This is a genomic window from Plantibacter sp. VKM Ac-2880, from assembly GCF_015351235.1.
Taxonomy (GTDB): domain Bacteria; phylum Actinomycetota; class Actinomycetes; order Actinomycetales; family Microbacteriaceae; genus Plantibacter.
Genome location: NZ_JADKSJ010000002.1, coordinates 883,093 through 897,921 on the forward strand (window position 1 = coordinate 883,093; position 14,829 = coordinate 897,921).

Consider the following 14,829-nt stretch of genomic DNA (forward strand, 5'->3'; position numbering starts at 1 on the left):
CACCGGCGGAATGACGGACGACCGGTCGGCGTTGGACGAAGCGTGAAGCTCACCCTGTACACCTCTGCGTTCTGCGCCCCCTGCATGCAGGCGCGCACCGTCCTGGCGGAGGTGCCCGCGCTCGTCCCCGGCGCCGTCGTCGAAGAGCGCGACGTCGCGTTCCGGTCCGTGGAGGCCGAAGACGACGGCATCCGATCCACGCCGACCGTCATCATCACGAGTGACGACGGCACCGAGGTGTTCCGCGCCACCGGCGCACCCACGCTCAACCAGGTCCTCGTCGCCGCCGCGAAGGCGCTGTAGCCCGCGCCCGCCCTTCGACAGGCTCAGGGACCGGGTGGAGGCTCAGGGACCAGGTGGAGGCTCAGGGACCAGGTAGGGGCCCGGGGACCGCCCTTCGACAGGCTCAGGGACCGGCGGGAAGCTCAGGGACCACGCCCTACTGCGTGCTGAACGCGGCGTCGAAGGACTGCTCGGGGAGCTTCCAGAGCAGGTTCCGGATGTACCCGACCGCCTCCTCAGCACCGTGCAGACGGTCCATGCCGGCGTCCTCCCACTCGATGGAGATCGGCCCGGCATAGCCGATGCTCGACAGGGCGCGGAAGGCGTCCTCCCACGGCACGTCGCCGTGACCGGTCGACACGAAGTCCCAACCGCGACGCGGGTCGCCCCAGGGCAGGTGCGAGCCGACGATGCCGGCGTGCCCGGTCGCCGGCCGGATCCGCGTGTCCTTGCAGTCGACGTGGTAGATCCGGTTCGCGAACTCGACGATGAAGCCGACGGGGTCGACGCCCTGCCACATCATGTGCGACGGGTCCCAGTTGAAGCCGAACGCGGGGCGGTGGTCGATCGCCTCGAGGGTGCGGACGCTCGTCCAGTAGTCGTAGGCGATCTCCGAGGGGTGCACCTCGTGCGCGAAGCGGACGCCCTCCGCGTCGAAGACGTCGAGGATCGGGTTCCACCGGGTCGCGAAGTCCTCGTAGCCGGCGTCGATGATCAAGGCCGGGACGGGCGGGAACATCGCCGAGTACTGCCAGATCTTCGAGCCGGTGAAGCCGACGACCGTGTCGACGCCGAGCTTGCGGGCGACCCGGGCCGAGCGCTTCATGTCCTCGGCCGCGCGCTGCCGGACACCCTCCGCGTCGCCGTCGCCCCAGGTGTAGTCGCGGACGATCGCCTGGTGGCGGAAGTCGATCGGGTCGTCGCACACCGCCTGACCGGTGAGGTGGTTGGAGATCGCGAAGACCTCGAGCCCGTGCCGGTCGAGGATGTCGAGGCGCGACTGCAGGTAGGCGTCGTCCTCGTCGGCCCGCTTCAGGTCGAGGTGGTCTCCGGAGGCCGCGATCTCGAGCCCGTCGTAGCCCCAGGACGCCGCCAGTCTCGCGACCTCCTCGAACGGGAGGTCGGCCCACTGCCCCGTGAACAGCGTCACGGGAAGTCGGCTCGCGTAGTGCTTGTCGGTGGTGTCGGTCATGCGGTGATCCTCGTCTCGTCATCGGTGGAGGTGGCGACCGGTGTCCAATCGCCGGAGTCGGCGGCGTCCAGGACCGCCTCGGTGATGCGGGCGGCACGCAGGCCGTCCGCGAAGACGGGCAACCCGTCGGGGGCCTGCCCGGCCATCGCGGCGTAGCTGTCCGCGATGAAGGCGTTGAACGCGTCCTGGTAGCCCATCGGGTGGCCCGCCGGGACGATGGACAGCCGTGCGGCGTCCGGGTGCAGCTGGTCGGCGTCGCGCGGGAGCACCTGCGTGCCGGATCGGCGTCCCAACCACAGTGTCTCCGGAGCCTCCTGGTCGAAGCCGATGCTCAGCTCGGTCCCGGCGACCTCGAGGTGGAGGCGGTTCTTCCGGCCGGGCGCGACCTGGGAGACCAACAGGGTGCCGATGGCGCCACCCTCGAGCCGGATGACGACGGCGGCGGCGTCCTCGGTGGTGACCTCCGCCGTGTTCGCGCGCTCGGCGAAGAAGGTGCGGACCGTCGAGCTCAGCTCCGTGATGCGTGCTCCCGTGATGAACTCGATGAGGTCGACGAGATGCGACCCGATGTCCGCGAACGCGCGTGACCGCCCTCCGGCAGCGGCGTCGACGCGCCAATTGTCGTCCGTCTGGGCGAGCAGCCAGTCCTGCAGGTAGGACCCGCTGATGGTGAGCAGCGTTCCGAGGTCACCGGCCGCGACGCGCGCCCTGGCCTCGCGGACGAGCGGGTGGAACCGGTAGACGAACGGCACGGTGCCGACGACGCCGGCCTCCGCGGCGGCTGTCACCAGCCGCTGCGCGGTGTCAGCGTCGGTCGCGAGCGGCTTCTCGCAGACGACGTGCTTGCCGGCGGCGATGGCCGCGAGGGCCTGCTCGGCGTGGAGGGCGTTGGGCGTGCAGACGTGGACCACGTCGACCGCCGGATCGGCGAGCACGGCGTCGAGCGAGTCGTATCCGCGCTCGAACCCCAGCTCGGCGGCGACCTCACGTGACCGCTCCGGCGTCGAGGCGACGACGCCCACCAGCCGGGCACCCGCTGCGCGAGCCGCCCGGCTGTGGACGGTGGCCATGAAGCCGCCGCCCACCACCGCGATGCCGGGAGCCGTCACGGTCATGCTCCGAGGGAACGGTCCGCCGGGGTCCACGCCTCGGGCAGCGCCGGAGCGAGTTCGACGGTGCTCACGACGTCGACCGAGGTGCGGCTGAGGCCGGACTCGGCGGTCGAGACCATGACGTCGAGCACGTGGTACGCGAGCTCACCCGAGGCACGTTCCGGGCGTCCGGCGCGGATCGCCTGCGCGAGTTCGACGACACCGGTCCCACGACCCTGCGTCGGACCGGTCGACGGGATGGCCTCCGGCTCCTCGCCACCGCCGTAGACGAGCAGATCGCCCTCGAAGGTGTTCGGGTCGGGGACGACGAGCGTCCCGGTGGAGCCCGCGACCTCGAACTGCGTCCGTCCGAGCTTCGAGTCGAAACTGAACACGCTCTGCGCGAGCTGGCCGCTCTCGAACTCGAACAGGGCGCTCACGTGCGTCGGCACGGTCACGTCGAACGACTGCCCGGCGCGCGGGCCGGAGCCGATGGTGCGTTGCGGGAACGCCTGCGAGGCCAACGCCGTGACGCGGGCGATCGGGCCGAACAGCTGGACGAGGGCGGTGATGTAGTACGGGCCGATGTCGAAGAGCGGGCCGGCGCCGTCCTGGAACAGGAAGTCCGGGTTCGGGTGCCAGGACTCCGGGCCAGGGCTCTGCATGAGCGTCAGGGCCGTGAGCGGCTGGCCGATGCCGCCGGCCTCGACCAGACGGCGGGCCGACTGAATGCCGGCACCGAGGAAGGTGTCGGGGGCGGTCGCGACGCGGAGTCCCTTGGCGTTCGCAGCCTCGAGCAACGCCTGGCCGCTCTCGCGGTCGAGCGCGAAGGGCTTCTCACTCCACACGTGCTTGCCGGCGTCGAGGATCTGCATGGCGACCTCGACGTGCACCTTCGGGATCGTCAGGTTGACGACGATCTCGATCTCGGGGTCGGCGAGGAGTTCGGCGACCGAACCGTGGCCGGGGACGCCGTACTTCTCGGCCTGCGTCTTCGCGCGCTCGAGGTCGAGGTCGGCGACGAACCGGACGTCGAGGTCCGGGAAGGTGACGAGGTTGCTGAGGTACTGGTCGCTGATGACGCCGGCGCCGATGAGGCCGACACCGACCGTTCCGGTGTTGTCGCTCATGCCTGGACTCCGTTCGTGGTGAGGTAGGTGAAGCTCTGTTCGAGCCCCTGGAAGATGTCGCCGTCGAAGGCGTCGAACTCGACGACGCGCAACGCCTGCGGTGCTGCGTTGATGATGTCGAGCACGGGGACGACGCCGGCGCCCGCGGGCAGCTGCTTCATCGTGTCGCGCGAGGCGTCGCCGTCCTTGACGTGGATGAACCGCACCCGGTCGCCGATGGATGCCAGGACGTCGACGGCGCGGCGGCCGCCGACCTCGACCCAGTAGGTGTCGACCTCGAACACGACCGCGGGGTCGGTGATGGCGGCGAGGTGCTCGAGGGGGCTCGTGCCGGCGACGTCGCCTTCGAGCTCCCACCAGTGGTTGTGGTACCCGACCTGCACCCCGTGCCCGGCGGCGACCTGGGCCGCGGCGTTGAGGTCGTCGGCGATCGAGGCGACCGAGTCCGCCGTGGCGAAGCGCTCGACGGCGATCGCGGGGTCGATGAGGACGCCGACCTGTTGTTCGGCGGCCGCGCCGAAGACGGCCGACAGGTCGATGCCGTCGTCGATGACCTTGCCGTGGGCACTCGGGGTGACGAGGCCCGCATCGTGGATGTCCTGCAGACTCACGCCGGGACCGAAGCCGAACGGCTCTGCCTGGCGGAAGCCGATGTCGGTGAGGCGCTGCAGCGCAGCGGCACGGTCCGCGCTCAGCGGCTCCCGTACCGAGTAGAGCTGGACGGAGAGGTGGGAAGTCGACACGATGCTCCTCAATGATGATGGTGTCAGGCAGCCGCTGCTGCGTGATCCAGGCTAGCCACACTTCTGTCGGTGGTCAAACAAAAGTCCATCGCCCATCGTCGCTCGCTCGGCGACGAATACCGCCGGAGGCCGAAGTGTGCGGGACAATGGAATCGTGAACTCAGCCCTGCTCTCCCGGATCGTCGCTGACTCCAGCGACCGCATCTCGTGGCTGCGGGCACGGTCGCGCGGGATCACCGCGACCGACGTCGCGACCCTCTCCACCCCGGCCTCCATCCAGCGCGCGGCCGACGCGAAGCTCGGCGGCACCGGCTTCTCCGGGAACGCCTTCACCGACCACGGGCGGGCCCGCGAACCCGAGATCGCGCGCTGGGTCGCGGCGACCCACGGGATCAACCCCTCCTCGGCCCTCTTCCGGGCGGAGGTCGAGCACCGCCACCTCGCCACGCCCGACGGCATCGCCGTCACCGATCGCGGTGCCGTCGTCCTCGCGGAGATCAAGACCACGACGAAGTCCTGGCGCTCGATCCCGCGCAACTACCTCCGCCAGGTGTGGTGGCAGCAGTACGTCATCGGCGCCGAACGCACGCTCGTCGTCTGGGAGGAGCACAAGGACTTCGTGCCCATCGACGACGAGCCACTCTGCCGCTGGGTGGAGCGCGACGACACCGAGATCGCGAAGCTCGTCGGCCTGGCGAACGCCCTCATCGACGAGTTGTACCACCGCACCAATCCGGCCGCCCGGCGTCCGGTCCCGCCGGAGCCCACTCCCGCCGCCCCGGCCCTCCGGGAGCCGCTGCTCAGCCTCGACTTCTGACGGCAAGTCGACAGAAGTCGGTCGAGATGGTTGACTGTGCCCCATGAACGAGCCGCAACGCCCCTCCCCCGGAGCACCGGGCGCCGGCGACCTCTTCCAGCTCTTCCGGAGCGGTGAGGCGCGGACGAAGTCCGAGCTCTGTACGCTCACTGGGCTCGCGCGCTCCACCGTGTCCCTGCGCATCGACGCCCTCGTCGACGCCGACCTCCTCCGCCCGGCCGGGGAGGCCGCGTCCTCGGGCGGCCGCCCGCCGGCCCGGATCGCGTTCAACCCGCTGGCGCGCGTCGTGGTCGCCGTCGACCTCGGCGCGACGCACGGGACGGTCGCCGTCACCGACCTCGCCGGCTCCATCCTCGCGACGAGTCGAGCCGAGCTCGAGATCTCCGCCGGCCCGGAACCGGTCCTGGACTGGGTCGTCGACGCGGCGACCGCGCTCCTCGCCGACCCGCTCGCCTGGACGACGCCGCAACCCACCACCCCGCTCGTCATCGGCATCGGCGTCGGGCTGCCGGGTCCGGTCGAGCACTCCACCGGTCGCCCGACGAATCCGCCCATCATGCCCGGATGGGACCGCTTCGACGTGCCCGCCTACATCCGCCGGACGATCGACGTCCCCGTCCTCGTCGACAACGACGTCAACGTCCTCGCCCTCGGCGAGCACGCGATCTCCTGGCCGGACACCGACGACCTCGTGTATGTGAAGGTCTCGACCGGCATCGGCGCCGGCATCATCGCCGGTGGCGAACTCCAGCGGGGCGCGCTCGGTGCCGCGGGCGACATCGGCCATGTCCAGGTGCCCGTCGGCCGCGATTCGCCCCGCCCGGTCGACGACGAACGCGACCTCGAAGCCATCGCGAGCGGGCCCGCGATCGCCACGGCGCTCCGAGCCCAGGGGGTCGAAGCCTCCAGCAGCCGTGACGTCGCCGCCCTCATCCGCGCGGGTGACCGGGCGGCGATCGAGACCACGCGGCAGGCCGGCCGAGAGATCGGCGAGGTCCTCAGCGTCGTCGTGAACCTCCTGAACCCGTCGGTGATCGTCCTCGGCGGCACCATGACCCGGGCGGGCGGGCATCTCCTCACCGGCGTCCGCGAAGTCGTCTACCGTCGGTCCATGCCCCTCGCCACCGGGCACCTCGGCATCGTCACCTCGACAGCCGGCGAGGAGGCCGGTGTGCTGGGAGCCGCGATCATGGTGCTCCGCGAAGCGCTGTCGGCCCCCGCCATCGATGCGATGACTCAGCCGCGGAGCCCGGTCGACGCCGCATCGAGCTGACGCGCGTCCTCCCCGACTGCGGCCACGCCCCCGCCGTCGTCCGAGCGACCGACCGTGAGCGCTTCGGCCAGGCCGTACCCGACCAGCCAGAGCAACGCGATCGTCATCGCCGCGAACTCCAACCAACTGCCGACCTGCTGCCCGATCTCGGCGAGCGACAACAGACCACCGATGCCGGCGACGACCGCGACGGCCGCCCCGGCGATCCACGACACGCGTCGGACGACCCGGAGCCGGGCGCCGATCGCGGAGCCGATCATGGCGAGGCAGGCGAGCGTGAACCCGAGCACCGCGAAGGAGATGTGCACGGCGTCCTGCACGGTGAACAGCGGGCTCGAGGGGATCGGGCACTCGTAGGTGCAGGTCACCTGCGAGGCGACGAAGAAGCTGACGCTCGATCCGGCCACGAGCAGCCACGGGACGAGGATGCCCGCGATCCGGGACCGCTTCGGGCTCCCGTTGCCGGGGCGCGCCGCGCGCTGCAGCGCCACCGCGATGCTCAGGCCGCCGACCGCGACCATGAGGAGCGCCGCGTTGAACACCGGGGCGGTCACCTCGCCGGTGGCACCGAGCCCGCTCACATAGCTGTTCTTGGCCAGGCTGAGCCGTGCGGCCCAGATCAGGATCGCGGCGATCACGACGAGGACGCCACCCACGGCGGCGAACACGAGGGCGGGTCGGCGACGGTCTCGTGACCGGGTGTCCGCCCCGAGACCTGGTGCGGGTGACATCGTGCGGCTCACCCTCGGATCAACCGGGTCCGACTGAGGGCGATCACCGCGCACCCCATGAGGCCGATGAATCCTGCGATGGCGATGATGTATACGATCACCGCGCCGACCCCGCCGGGCTGAGCCGGGTTGAGGAACGGGTACGGGTACCAGCCGACGATCGAGCCGCGGATCATCGTGTAGACGGTCCAGACCAGCGGGAACGCGATGATCCCCCACACCTGTCGCCACTCCAGCCGGGACTTTCCGGGCGTCACGATCCAGACGACCACCAGGTAGATGGGCGCGATGAGGTGCAAGACCTCGTTCGACCATCCGAGGGTGTGTCCCTGGTCGAGCTGGATGCCGCGGAGCAACAGGTTGTAGACGACCCCGGTGGTCGCCATGTAGGTGACGACGCTGCCGAGGAGGAGGTTGTACCAGGCGGGATCGCGTCGCATCCGGAAGCAGAAGCCGGCGCCGATCAGGAGCACGATCGCGCTCAGGGCGTTCGAGAGGATCGTGAAGTAGCTGAAGAAGTTCACGACGAAGTCCGCCGGCGCATCGCCGAACGACAGCGTGTAGACGAACTGCCCGACGATCGCGGCGATGATCACCCCGCCGGCGAGGATCCTGATGACTCCGAACAGTGCACGCATGGCGCCACTGTATCGGACCGACCGCGCGGCCCCGCAGTACCCGACATCCGTCGTGTCCCTCGACGTGGGGGAATCGTTTCCACCCAATTGACACCGCCGTAACAGCGCCGACTCATTCGGCGGCTTTGATGAGAACAGAGCCGGACCACGTGCCGGAGCGAGACTCGTCGCCGAGCCGACCTCCGTCGGGTGGAGTGTTCGGGGGACGAACGACGAAGGGGTACTCGATGCGTCAAGGAGCCGGACATTCCTGGTCACTGGCGACCGCCACCGATGTGGTCAAGCCGGCACCGGAGCAGATGCGGGCCGCGGTGATCGACACGGTCGGCAGTCCTGAGGTGTTCCACATGCAGACGGTGCCGACGCCGAAGCCGGTGATGGCGGAGTTCCTCGTGCGCGTCGTGGCCGCCGGGGTGAACCCCATCGACGCCAAGACGCGCTCAGGGCGAGGGGTCTCCTCGGCCATCGAGACCATGCCGGCCGTCCTCGGCTACGACTTCAGCGGCATCGTCGTGGAGTCACCGTTCGCTGCGTCCGGTCTGCTCCCTGGCGACGAGGTCTACGGCATGACCGCGTTCCCGCGGACCGGCGGCAGCTACGCGGAGTACGTCGCCGTCTCCTCACTGAGCCTCACCCGGAAGCCGACGACGCTCTCGCACGTCGAGGCCGCCGGGGTACCACTCGCGGCACTCACCGCCTGGGGCATGGTCGTGGACGTCGCGAAGGCGCACGAGGGCCAGCGCATCCTGATCCACGCGGGCAGCGGCGGGGTCGGCCACTTCGCCGTCCAGTTCGCCACCTACTTCGGGGCCCGGGTGATCGCCACCGGCTCCGGCCGGAACGTCGGCTGGCTGAGGGAACTCGGCGCCCATCAGGCCGTCGATCACGACGCGGTGCGGTTCGAGGACGTCGTGTCGCAGGTCGACGTCGTCATCGACCTCGTCGGCAACACGGTCGACGACACGGGGACGCGATCCCTGTCCGTCCTGCGCCCGGGTGGACTCATCGTGAACGCGCCGACCGGGTCGTGGCCGTCCCTCGTCGAGGATGCCCGAGCCGTCGGCGTCCGGGCCACCACGTTCCGGGTCGCCCCGGACGGTTCGACCCTCGACACCATCGGGCGTCTGCTCGAGTCCGGCGACGTGCGGGTCTTCGTCGACCAGGTGTTCGAACTCGACGAGGTCCACCAGGCCCACACCGTCCTCGAGGGCGGTCATGCCAAGGGCAAGATCGTCCTGAAGGTCGCCGACGGCTGAACCCGCCCTTCGACAGGCTCAGGGACCGGCGGCGGCGTCAGGGACCGGGGTGGTTCACCCCGAGACCCGTTCCATCACGAAGTCGTCGTGCCGCTCGGAGCCGACGAGGAACGTCTTGCGTCCGGCGATGACGAACCCGCTCTTCTCGTAGAAGCGGATCGCCCTCGCGTTCTGCTGGTTGACGCCGAGCCAGACGGAGGACGCTCCGTGCTGGAGGGCGTCGTCGAGCGTCGCCTCCATCAGTACGCGGGCCACGCCGCCACCGTGTCGGTCGGCGAGCACGTACAGCTTGCTGAGCTCCACCGTCGACCGATGGGTGATCACGGCGATGACGTCCGGGTCGGTCGGTTCGCCGAACACGAGCATCGTGTACCCGACAGCGGTGCCGTCGTCGGCGAGCAGGAGACGCACCGCCCGGTCGGGGCTACGGAGGTACGCCTCGAAGTGTTCCAGGGTGAAGTGTTCGGCGATGAACGCGTCGATGTCCGCCTGCGTCGTCCCTGGTGGACAGGCGAGCCCGAAGGTCGCGGCAGCGAGCGTGGAGAGCGTTGCGGCGTCGTCGGCGGAGGCGGGGCGGGTGGAGACCATCCCCGCATCCTACGACGTCGCCTGACGGAGGAGACGACGCTGACGGTGGGAACGACGCTGACGGTGGGAACGACGAAGGCCCGGCCGCATTGCTGCGACCGGGCCTTCGTACGGGTGTGACTAGATGGAGTTGACGTCCAGCGGGATGCCGGGGCCGAACGTGGTCGACACGGCGCCCTTCTGGATGTAACGGCCCTTCGAGGAGGACGGCTTGAGGCGGACGATCTCCTCGAGCGCGGTGTTGATGTTCTCCTCGAGCTGTGCGGCGTCGAACGATGCCTTGCCCACGACGAAGTGCACGTTGGAGTGCTTGTCGACGCGGAACTCGATCTTTCCGCCCTTGATGTCGGACACGGCCTTGGCCACGTCCGGCGTCACGGTGCCGGTCTTCGGGTTCGGCATGAGGCCACGGGGACCGAGGACCTTTCCGAGACGGCCGACCTTACCCATGAGCTCCGGGGTCGAGACCGCGGAGTCGAAGGAGGTGTAGCCCTCGGCGACCTTGGCGATGAGCTCGTCGCCACCGACCTCGTCAGCGCCGGCCGCGATCGCGGCCTCTGCTGCCGGGCCCGTCGCGAAGACGATCACGCGGGCGGTCTTGCCCGTGCCGTGCGGGAGGATGACCGTGCCGCGGACCATCTGGTCCGCCTTGCGCGGGTCGACACCGAGCTTGAGGGCGACCTCGACGGTGCTGTTGAACTTGGCGGAACCGGTCTCCTTGGCGAGAGCGACTGCCTCGTTCGGCGTGTAGAACTTGTCAGCCTCGATCTTCTCGACTGCGGCCCGGTAGGCCTTCGACTTCTGTGCCATGTGCGTTCTCCTATGAGAAATGTGGTCATCTGCGCCTGGCCGGCGCTGCCACGAGTGAAAAAAGAGTCGTGCGAGGGTGTCGCCTGGATGGCTCACCCGGTGCGGATCGGAAGGACTAGCCCTCGACCGTGATGCCCATGGAGCGGGCGGTGCCGGCGATGATCTTCGCGGCTGCGTCGATGTCGTTCGAGTTCAGGTCGGGAGCCTTCTGCTCGGCGATCTGACGGACCTGCTCCTTGGTGAGCTTCGCGACCTTGACGGTGTGCGGGGTACCTGAGCCCTTGGCGACGCCGGCGGCCTTCTTGATGAGCTCCGCTGCGGGCGGGGTCTTCAGGATGAAGGTGAACGAACGGTCCTCGTAGACGGTGATCTCGACGGGGATGACGTTGCCGCGCTGCGACTCGGTGGCCGCGTTGTACGCCTTGCAGAATTCCATGATGTTGACGCCGTGCTGACCAAGGGCGGGGCCGATGGGGGGAGCGGGGTTCGCGGCGCCGGCCTGGATCTGCAGCTTGATGAGACCCGTGACCTTCTTCTTCGGTGCCATGTTTCTTCCTTCTTCTGGGGTTCGAGCACCATCGGATGATGTGTGCTCTCCCGCGCGCCCGTCGGGCGGCGGTGGACTGGGGAGCCTGGTGGGCTAGAGCTTGGTGACCTGGTCGAAGCTGAGCTCGACCGGCGTCTCGCGCTCGAAGAGGGAGACGAGCACCGTGAGCTTGCCGCTCTCGGGCTTGATCTCGCTGATCGATCCGGGGAGACCCGCGAACGAGCCTTCCTTGATGGTGATCGTCTCACCGATCTCGAAGTCGACCTCGGCGGGGATGACACGCTGCTGCGTGGCGCTGCCCTTGGTGCCGGAACCCGTGGCGGGCGCGGTCTCCTTGACCTCGACGAGCGACTTCAGCATATTGAAGGACTCTTCGAAGCGGAGCGGCGTCGGGTTGTGGGCGTTGCCCACGAAGCCGGTGACGCCAGGCGTGTGGCGGACGACCGACCAGCTGTCCTCGTTGAGGTCCATGCGCACGAGCACGTAGCCGGGGATCCGGACGCGCGTGACCATCTTGCGCTGACCGTTCTTGATCTCGACGACGTCCTCCATGGGGACCTCGACCTGGTAGATGTAGTCCGCGACCTCGAGCGTCGACTTGCGCTGCTCGATGTTGGCCTTCACCTTGCGCTCGAATCCGGCGTAGGAGTGGATGACGTACCACTTGCCCGGCAGGAAGCGGAGCTCCTTGCGGAAGGCGTCGTAGGGGTCTTCCTCGGTCTCTTCAGCGGGCTCGGCGTCGGCGTCCGCTTCGGTGTCGGCGTCGAGCGGCTCGGCCTCTTCCTCGGAGATGGCCTCCGCGGCGGCCTCGACCTCGGCCGCCTCGTCGAGTTCGAGGGCGTCGTCGACGACGGCGTCGGCCTCGGGGTCGACGGCCTCGGCCATCGCGTCGAGCATGGCGTCGAGGTCGACCTCGGTGTCGCCGGTCTCTTCGACGTGGACGGCGTTGTGCTCAGCGGGGTCGACGGAGTGCTCGTCGGCCGAGAGCACGTTGCCCTCCTGGGCCTCGTCGTCCTCCGAGGACTGCTCGGCAGCGGTTGCCCAGTCGACGTCGTTCGAGTTTCGCTCAGACACTGATTTCCATTCCGTTTCTGTTGTGCGGATCACGGTTGATCCCGGCCGCGGCGCCAGAGGCTGGCGCGTGACGGCGGTGTCGCCGTCGGTGATGATGGAGCCCGGGTGCCGGGCCGGAGCACCGGAACCTGAGCGGGACTAACTCGCGGTGCCGAACACCAGGGTGACGACCCAGGCGAAGACGAAGTCGATGCCGTAGACGAGGGCCATCATGATGCAGACGAAGATGAGCACGACAGCCGTGTAGCTGAGGAGTTCCTTCCGCGTCGGCGTGACGACCTTCTTGAGTTCCGCGAAGACCTGCTTCAGGAACAGGACGATGCCCGAGAAGAAGCCGCGCCGTTCGGCACGGTCCGCCTTCGCCTTGACGACGACGTCCTCACCGGGCGTGTCGGTACTCTTCGGGGCCACTCGTTACACCTTTCGTGTGCCGGTGCATATGCACCGACTCGCAGGGCGGACAGGACTTGAACCTGCAACCTGCGGTTTTGGAGACCGCTGCTCTACCAATTGAGCCACCGCCCTTCAGTGCTGTTGCACTGGAGGGGTCGAATCTACCCCGACTTGCTGCACCGTGCCTGACATCACGAGGATGGAAAACAGGCGCAGAAAATCATGGCAGATTTCAACTACCTCCATCCAGTGTACGGCACGGCTGGCCCACTGTAAAACCCGGGCCCACTCGCCCAGTCCCCTGCGAGGACGGCGTGCCCGAGCGTAGACTCGCTCGCTCGACCGCACGACGATTCGATCCAGGGGGACCGATGAACAGCGCAGACGACACGACTCCGCCGACCATCGAGAACGGACGGAAGCCGATCAGAGACATCCCGGCCCGCTTCGCGGACGACAACCCGCTCCCGGGCGCTTCGGCGCTGCAGGCCTTCAGCCGATTCTGGACGCGCTACCCGATCTTCACGGGGCGCGCGAGCCGCAGCGAGTTCTGGTGGTGGACGCTCCTCAACGCGGTGATCGCCCTGGCACTCCTCGCCATCGGGCGGGCCGTCGACGTCTCCACCGGCATGACCTCGGCATTCTGGGAGGGCGACCTGTCCGAGGGGCCGGCCTGGGGCGCGCAGAGCGTCCTGTACGGGCTCTGGGGACTCGCGACGATCATCCCTGGCCTGTCACTCGGCGCCCGACGCATGCACGACACCGATCACAGCGGGTGGTGGCAGCTGATCGCCCTGGTCCCGATCTTCGGATGGTTCTTCTTCATCTGGCTCGCGGCACAGCCGAGCGACGCGGGTGGCGCCCGGTACGACACCGGGCCTCACCGTGACGCCGAGCAGATCAGGCCGACTCCTCCGCAGTGACCCGACGCGTCGGGCGGACCGTGTCGGCGAGCGCAGCCACGACGAGCGCCGCGGTGCACAGGCACCCGAGGGCGAGTTCGCCCAGGTTCGGCACGAGCACGGCGGCGAGCGCACAGCCGGTGAGCGCGCCGAGCCCGATGAGTGGAGCGGCCGGCAGGGCGCGGTCGACGACGAAGCGGAAGAGCAGGAGGCCGACGAGGTAGAGCGCCGGGCCACCGACGATGACGACGCCTCCGGCGAGTTCGACCGCGGCGGCGGGCCGGTCCAGGATCTCCTTGTCGCCCACCGAGACGAGCACGATCCCGGCCACGATGACGACGTGGGCGTAGCTGTAGCCGTCTCGCGCGATGCGTCCGAGACGACCCGGACCGCGGTGATCGGGCAGGTGGTCCTTCGCTCGGTCGGCTTCCTCCTCGGCGGCCTCCACCGCGTGTCGCCCCACGGCCTCGGTGCGGTGGAAGTACAGCCACCACAGGGCGGCGGCGGAGACGAAGGCGCTCAGCATGGCGACGACCGCCTCGGGAGAGGTCTCGAGCTCGACGAACGCGAACCCGGTCACGAGGAGCGATTCGCCGATGGCGATGATGATGAACAGGGACGCCCGCTCCGAGAGGTGCGCCCCGGAGAGGTCCCAGCTCTCGACCTCCGACCGCGGCATGCCCGGGAGGCGGAAGCCGAGCGCCCCGCCGCCGTACTCGATGGCGACCGCCGCCACCCAGAACGGCAGCTGCCACCCGGTGGGCACCAGGGCGCCCGCGATCCAGAAGACCCCGGCGAGCGCCGCCCAGACCAGCACGCGCGCGAAGCTCAGGGCGACGTCGCGGTCGTGCCGCCACGTCGCGACCACCATGAAGAGGGTGCGGATGAGCTGCAGCACGACATACGCGACCGCGAACGCCAACGCGCGGTCCGCGAAGGACGCCGAGACGGAGACCGCGGCCACGAAGGCGAGCAGCCCGAATCCGATGAGGGCGAGTCGCACGGCGAGGCGTTCCGGGTCGAGCCAGTTCGTGACCCAGCTCGTCGAGACCCATGACCACCACAGCGCGAGGATGAGGACGACCGACTCGAGCGCCGCGGTCACGCTCTGGTCGTCGGCGATGAGCTTGCTCAACTGCGTGAGCGCGAAGACGAAGACGAGGTCGAAGAAGAGCTCGACGAAGGTCACGCGCTCGGCGCGCTCCCCGGATTCCGGACGGCGGAGATCCGAGGCGAGGCCGAATCGGGAAGCTGGCATGTCCGTATCCTGACAGGCTTCGTCAGGATCGCCCGTGCGTCGATGCCCCGATGGGACCCGGTACCGACGCCTCCCCCTCGGATTCGTCGGTACCGGGCCGTGCT

17 protein-coding genes and 1 tRNA gene are annotated in these 14,829 nt (G+C 69.2%); 5 read left to right on the forward strand and 13 right to left on the reverse strand.

Going from position 1 to position 14,829, the window contains the following annotated elements; translation table 11 throughout:
* The first annotated feature begins 42 nt into the window (after positions 1 to 42).
* Positions 43 to 303: a thioredoxin gene (locus ITJ57_RS16135; protein ID WP_194671045.1), complete on the forward strand. Its 261-nt coding sequence runs from the start codon at positions 43 to 45 to the stop codon at positions 301 to 303.
* Between the two features lie 136 nt (positions 304 to 439).
* Here the strand turns inward: ITJ57_RS16135 and ITJ57_RS16140 are convergent, their stop codons facing one another.
* From ITJ57_RS16140 to ITJ57_RS16155, 4 genes are read right to left on the reverse strand one after another with little or no spacing between them, the layout of a single operon-like run.
* On the reverse strand, positions 440 to 1,474 hold the full coding sequence (locus ITJ57_RS16140; protein ID WP_194671046.1) for a sugar phosphate isomerase/epimerase: 1,035 nt from the start codon (positions 1,472 to 1,474) through the stop codon (positions 440 to 442).
* The gene (locus tag ITJ57_RS16145; protein ID WP_194671047.1) at positions 1,471 to 2,589 is read right to left on the reverse strand and encodes a Gfo/Idh/MocA family protein; all 1,119 of its coding nucleotides are present in this window, start codon (positions 2,587 to 2,589) and stop codon (positions 1,471 to 1,473) included. Before ITJ57_RS16145 ends, ITJ57_RS16140 begins: the two co-directional genes overlap by 4 nt.
* On the reverse strand, positions 2,586 to 3,695 hold the full coding sequence (locus tag ITJ57_RS16150) for a Gfo/Idh/MocA family protein (RefSeq protein WP_194671048.1): 1,110 nt from the start codon (positions 3,693 to 3,695) through the stop codon (positions 2,586 to 2,588). The genes ITJ57_RS16145 and ITJ57_RS16150 overlap by 4 nt, the downstream gene beginning before the upstream one ends.
* A complete protein-coding gene (locus tag ITJ57_RS16155) occupies positions 3,692 to 4,438 on the reverse strand; it encodes a TIM barrel protein (RefSeq protein ID WP_194671049.1) in 747 nt (248 codons plus the stop codon). The genes ITJ57_RS16150 and ITJ57_RS16155 overlap by 4 nt, the downstream gene beginning before the upstream one ends.
* A 154-nt stretch (positions 4,439 to 4,592) precedes the next feature.
* On the opposite strand from ITJ57_RS16155, the gene ITJ57_RS16160 reads away from it, so the two are divergent.
* Complete coding sequence (locus tag ITJ57_RS16160) at positions 4,593 to 5,255, forward strand: YqaJ viral recombinase family protein (RefSeq protein WP_194671050.1); 663 nt, start codon at positions 4,593 to 4,595, stop codon at positions 5,253 to 5,255.
* 43 nt (positions 5,256 to 5,298) lie between these two features.
* Positions 5,299 to 6,528 carry an ROK family transcriptional regulator gene (locus ITJ57_RS16165; protein WP_194671051.1) on the forward strand — a complete coding sequence of 410 codons (1,230 nt, stop codon included), beginning with the start codon at positions 5,299 to 5,301 and terminating at the stop codon, positions 6,526 to 6,528.
* Here ITJ57_RS16165 and ITJ57_RS16170 read toward each other — a convergent pair.
* Complete coding sequence (locus ITJ57_RS16170) at positions 6,492 to 7,259, reverse strand: DUF998 domain-containing protein (RefSeq protein WP_194671052.1); 768 nt, start codon at positions 7,257 to 7,259, stop codon at positions 6,492 to 6,494. The genes ITJ57_RS16165 and ITJ57_RS16170 overlap by 37 nt on opposite strands.
* Before the next feature lie 8 nt (positions 7,260 to 7,267).
* Positions 7,268 to 7,897, reverse strand: coding sequence for a Pr6Pr family membrane protein (locus ITJ57_RS16175; RefSeq protein WP_194671053.1), 630 nt, complete (start codon positions 7,895 to 7,897; stop codon positions 7,268 to 7,270).
* A gap of 299 nt (positions 7,898 to 8,196) precedes the next feature.
* Between ITJ57_RS16175 and ITJ57_RS16180 the strand changes: the two genes are divergently transcribed.
* On the forward strand, positions 8,197 to 9,153 hold the full coding sequence (locus ITJ57_RS16180) for an NADP-dependent oxidoreductase (RefSeq protein ID WP_194671507.1): 957 nt from the start codon (positions 8,197 to 8,199) through the stop codon (positions 9,151 to 9,153).
* Positions 9,154 to 9,207: 54 nt separating this feature from the next.
* Here the strand turns inward: ITJ57_RS16180 and ITJ57_RS16185 are convergent, their stop codons facing one another.
* The 6 genes from ITJ57_RS16185 to ITJ57_RS16210 form a co-directional block, all read right to left on the reverse strand.
* Positions 9,208 to 9,741, reverse strand: a complete 534-nt coding sequence (locus ITJ57_RS16185) for an N-acetyltransferase (RefSeq protein ID WP_194671054.1) — start codon at positions 9,739 to 9,741, stop codon at positions 9,208 to 9,210.
* A gap of 120 nt (positions 9,742 to 9,861) precedes the next feature.
* The gene (gene rplA / locus ITJ57_RS16190; protein WP_194671055.1) at positions 9,862 to 10,551 is read right to left on the reverse strand and encodes a 50S ribosomal protein L1; all 690 of its coding nucleotides are present in this window, start codon (positions 10,549 to 10,551) and stop codon (positions 9,862 to 9,864) included.
* A gap of 115 nt (positions 10,552 to 10,666) precedes the next feature.
* Positions 10,667 to 11,098 carry a 50S ribosomal protein L11 gene (rplK, locus tag ITJ57_RS16195; protein WP_056014074.1) on the reverse strand — a complete coding sequence of 144 codons (432 nt, stop codon included), beginning with the start codon at positions 11,096 to 11,098 and terminating at the stop codon, positions 10,667 to 10,669.
* 93 nt (positions 11,099 to 11,191) lie between these two features.
* The gene (gene nusG / locus ITJ57_RS16200) at positions 11,192 to 12,172 is read right to left on the reverse strand and encodes a transcription termination/antitermination protein NusG (protein ID WP_194671056.1); all 981 of its coding nucleotides are present in this window, start codon (positions 12,170 to 12,172) and stop codon (positions 11,192 to 11,194) included.
* Positions 12,173 to 12,310: 138 nt separating this feature from the next.
* Positions 12,311 to 12,583: a preprotein translocase subunit SecE gene (gene secE, locus ITJ57_RS16205; RefSeq protein WP_056014068.1), complete on the reverse strand. Its 273-nt coding sequence runs from the start codon at positions 12,581 to 12,583 to the stop codon at positions 12,311 to 12,313.
* A 41-nt stretch (positions 12,584 to 12,624) separates the two neighbouring features.
* Positions 12,625 to 12,697 (reverse strand) — tRNA-Trp (locus tag ITJ57_RS16210).
* A gap of 239 nt (positions 12,698 to 12,936) precedes the next feature.
* Here ITJ57_RS16210 and ITJ57_RS16215 point away from each other — a divergent pair.
* Positions 12,937 to 13,488 (forward strand): DUF805 domain-containing protein, encoded by a 552-nt coding sequence (locus tag ITJ57_RS16215; protein ID WP_194671057.1) that lies wholly within the window; start codon positions 12,937 to 12,939, stop codon positions 13,486 to 13,488.
* On the opposite strand, the gene ITJ57_RS16220 is transcribed toward ITJ57_RS16215, so the two are convergent.
* On the reverse strand, positions 13,466 to 14,725 hold the full coding sequence (locus ITJ57_RS16220) for a low temperature requirement protein A (protein ID WP_194671058.1): 1,260 nt from the start codon (positions 14,723 to 14,725) through the stop codon (positions 13,466 to 13,468). The two genes, ITJ57_RS16215 and ITJ57_RS16220, sit on opposite strands and share 23 nt — an antisense overlap.
* Positions 14,726 to 14,829 lie beyond the last annotated feature (104 nt).

Excerpts from the sequence above, each read along its gene's own strand:
- rplK (WP_056014074.1), bottom strand. The coding sequence starts at position 11,098 with ATGGCACCGAAGAAGAAGGTCACGGGTCTCATCAAGCTGCAGATCCAG.
- ITJ57_RS16175 (WP_194671053.1), bottom strand. The coding sequence starts at position 7,897 with ATGCGTGCACTGTTCGGAGTCATCAGGATCCTCGCCGGCGGGGTGATC.
- ITJ57_RS16220 (WP_194671058.1), bottom strand. The coding sequence starts at position 14,725 with ATGCCAGCTTCCCGATTCGGCCTCGCCTCGGATCTCCGCCGTCCGGAA.
- ITJ57_RS16165 (WP_194671051.1), top strand. The coding sequence starts at position 5,299 with ATGAACGAGCCGCAACGCCCCTCCCCCGGAGCACCGGGCGCCGGCGAC.
- ITJ57_RS16140 (WP_194671046.1), bottom strand. The coding sequence starts at position 1,474 with ATGACCGACACCACCGACAAGCACTACGCGAGCCGACTTCCCGTGACG.
- ITJ57_RS16150 (WP_194671048.1), bottom strand. The coding sequence starts at position 3,695 with ATGAGCGACAACACCGGAACGGTCGGTGTCGGCCTCATCGGCGCCGGC.
- ITJ57_RS16185 (WP_194671054.1), bottom strand. The coding sequence starts at position 9,741 with ATGGTCTCCACCCGCCCCGCCTCCGCCGACGACGCCGCAACGCTCTCC.
- ITJ57_RS16180 (WP_194671507.1), top strand. The coding sequence starts at position 8,197 with ATGCGGGCCGCGGTGATCGACACGGTCGGCAGTCCTGAGGTGTTCCAC.
- ITJ57_RS16170 (WP_194671052.1), bottom strand. The coding sequence starts at position 7,259 with ATGTCACCCGCACCAGGTCTCGGGGCGGACACCCGGTCACGAGACCGT.
- ITJ57_RS16145 (WP_194671047.1), bottom strand. The coding sequence starts at position 2,589 with ATGACCGTGACGGCTCCCGGCATCGCGGTGGTGGGCGGCGGCTTCATG.
- ITJ57_RS16215 (WP_194671057.1), top strand. The coding sequence starts at position 12,937 with ATGAACAGCGCAGACGACACGACTCCGCCGACCATCGAGAACGGACGG.
- rplA (WP_194671055.1), bottom strand. The coding sequence starts at position 10,551 with ATGGCACAGAAGTCGAAGGCCTACCGGGCCGCAGTCGAGAAGATCGAG.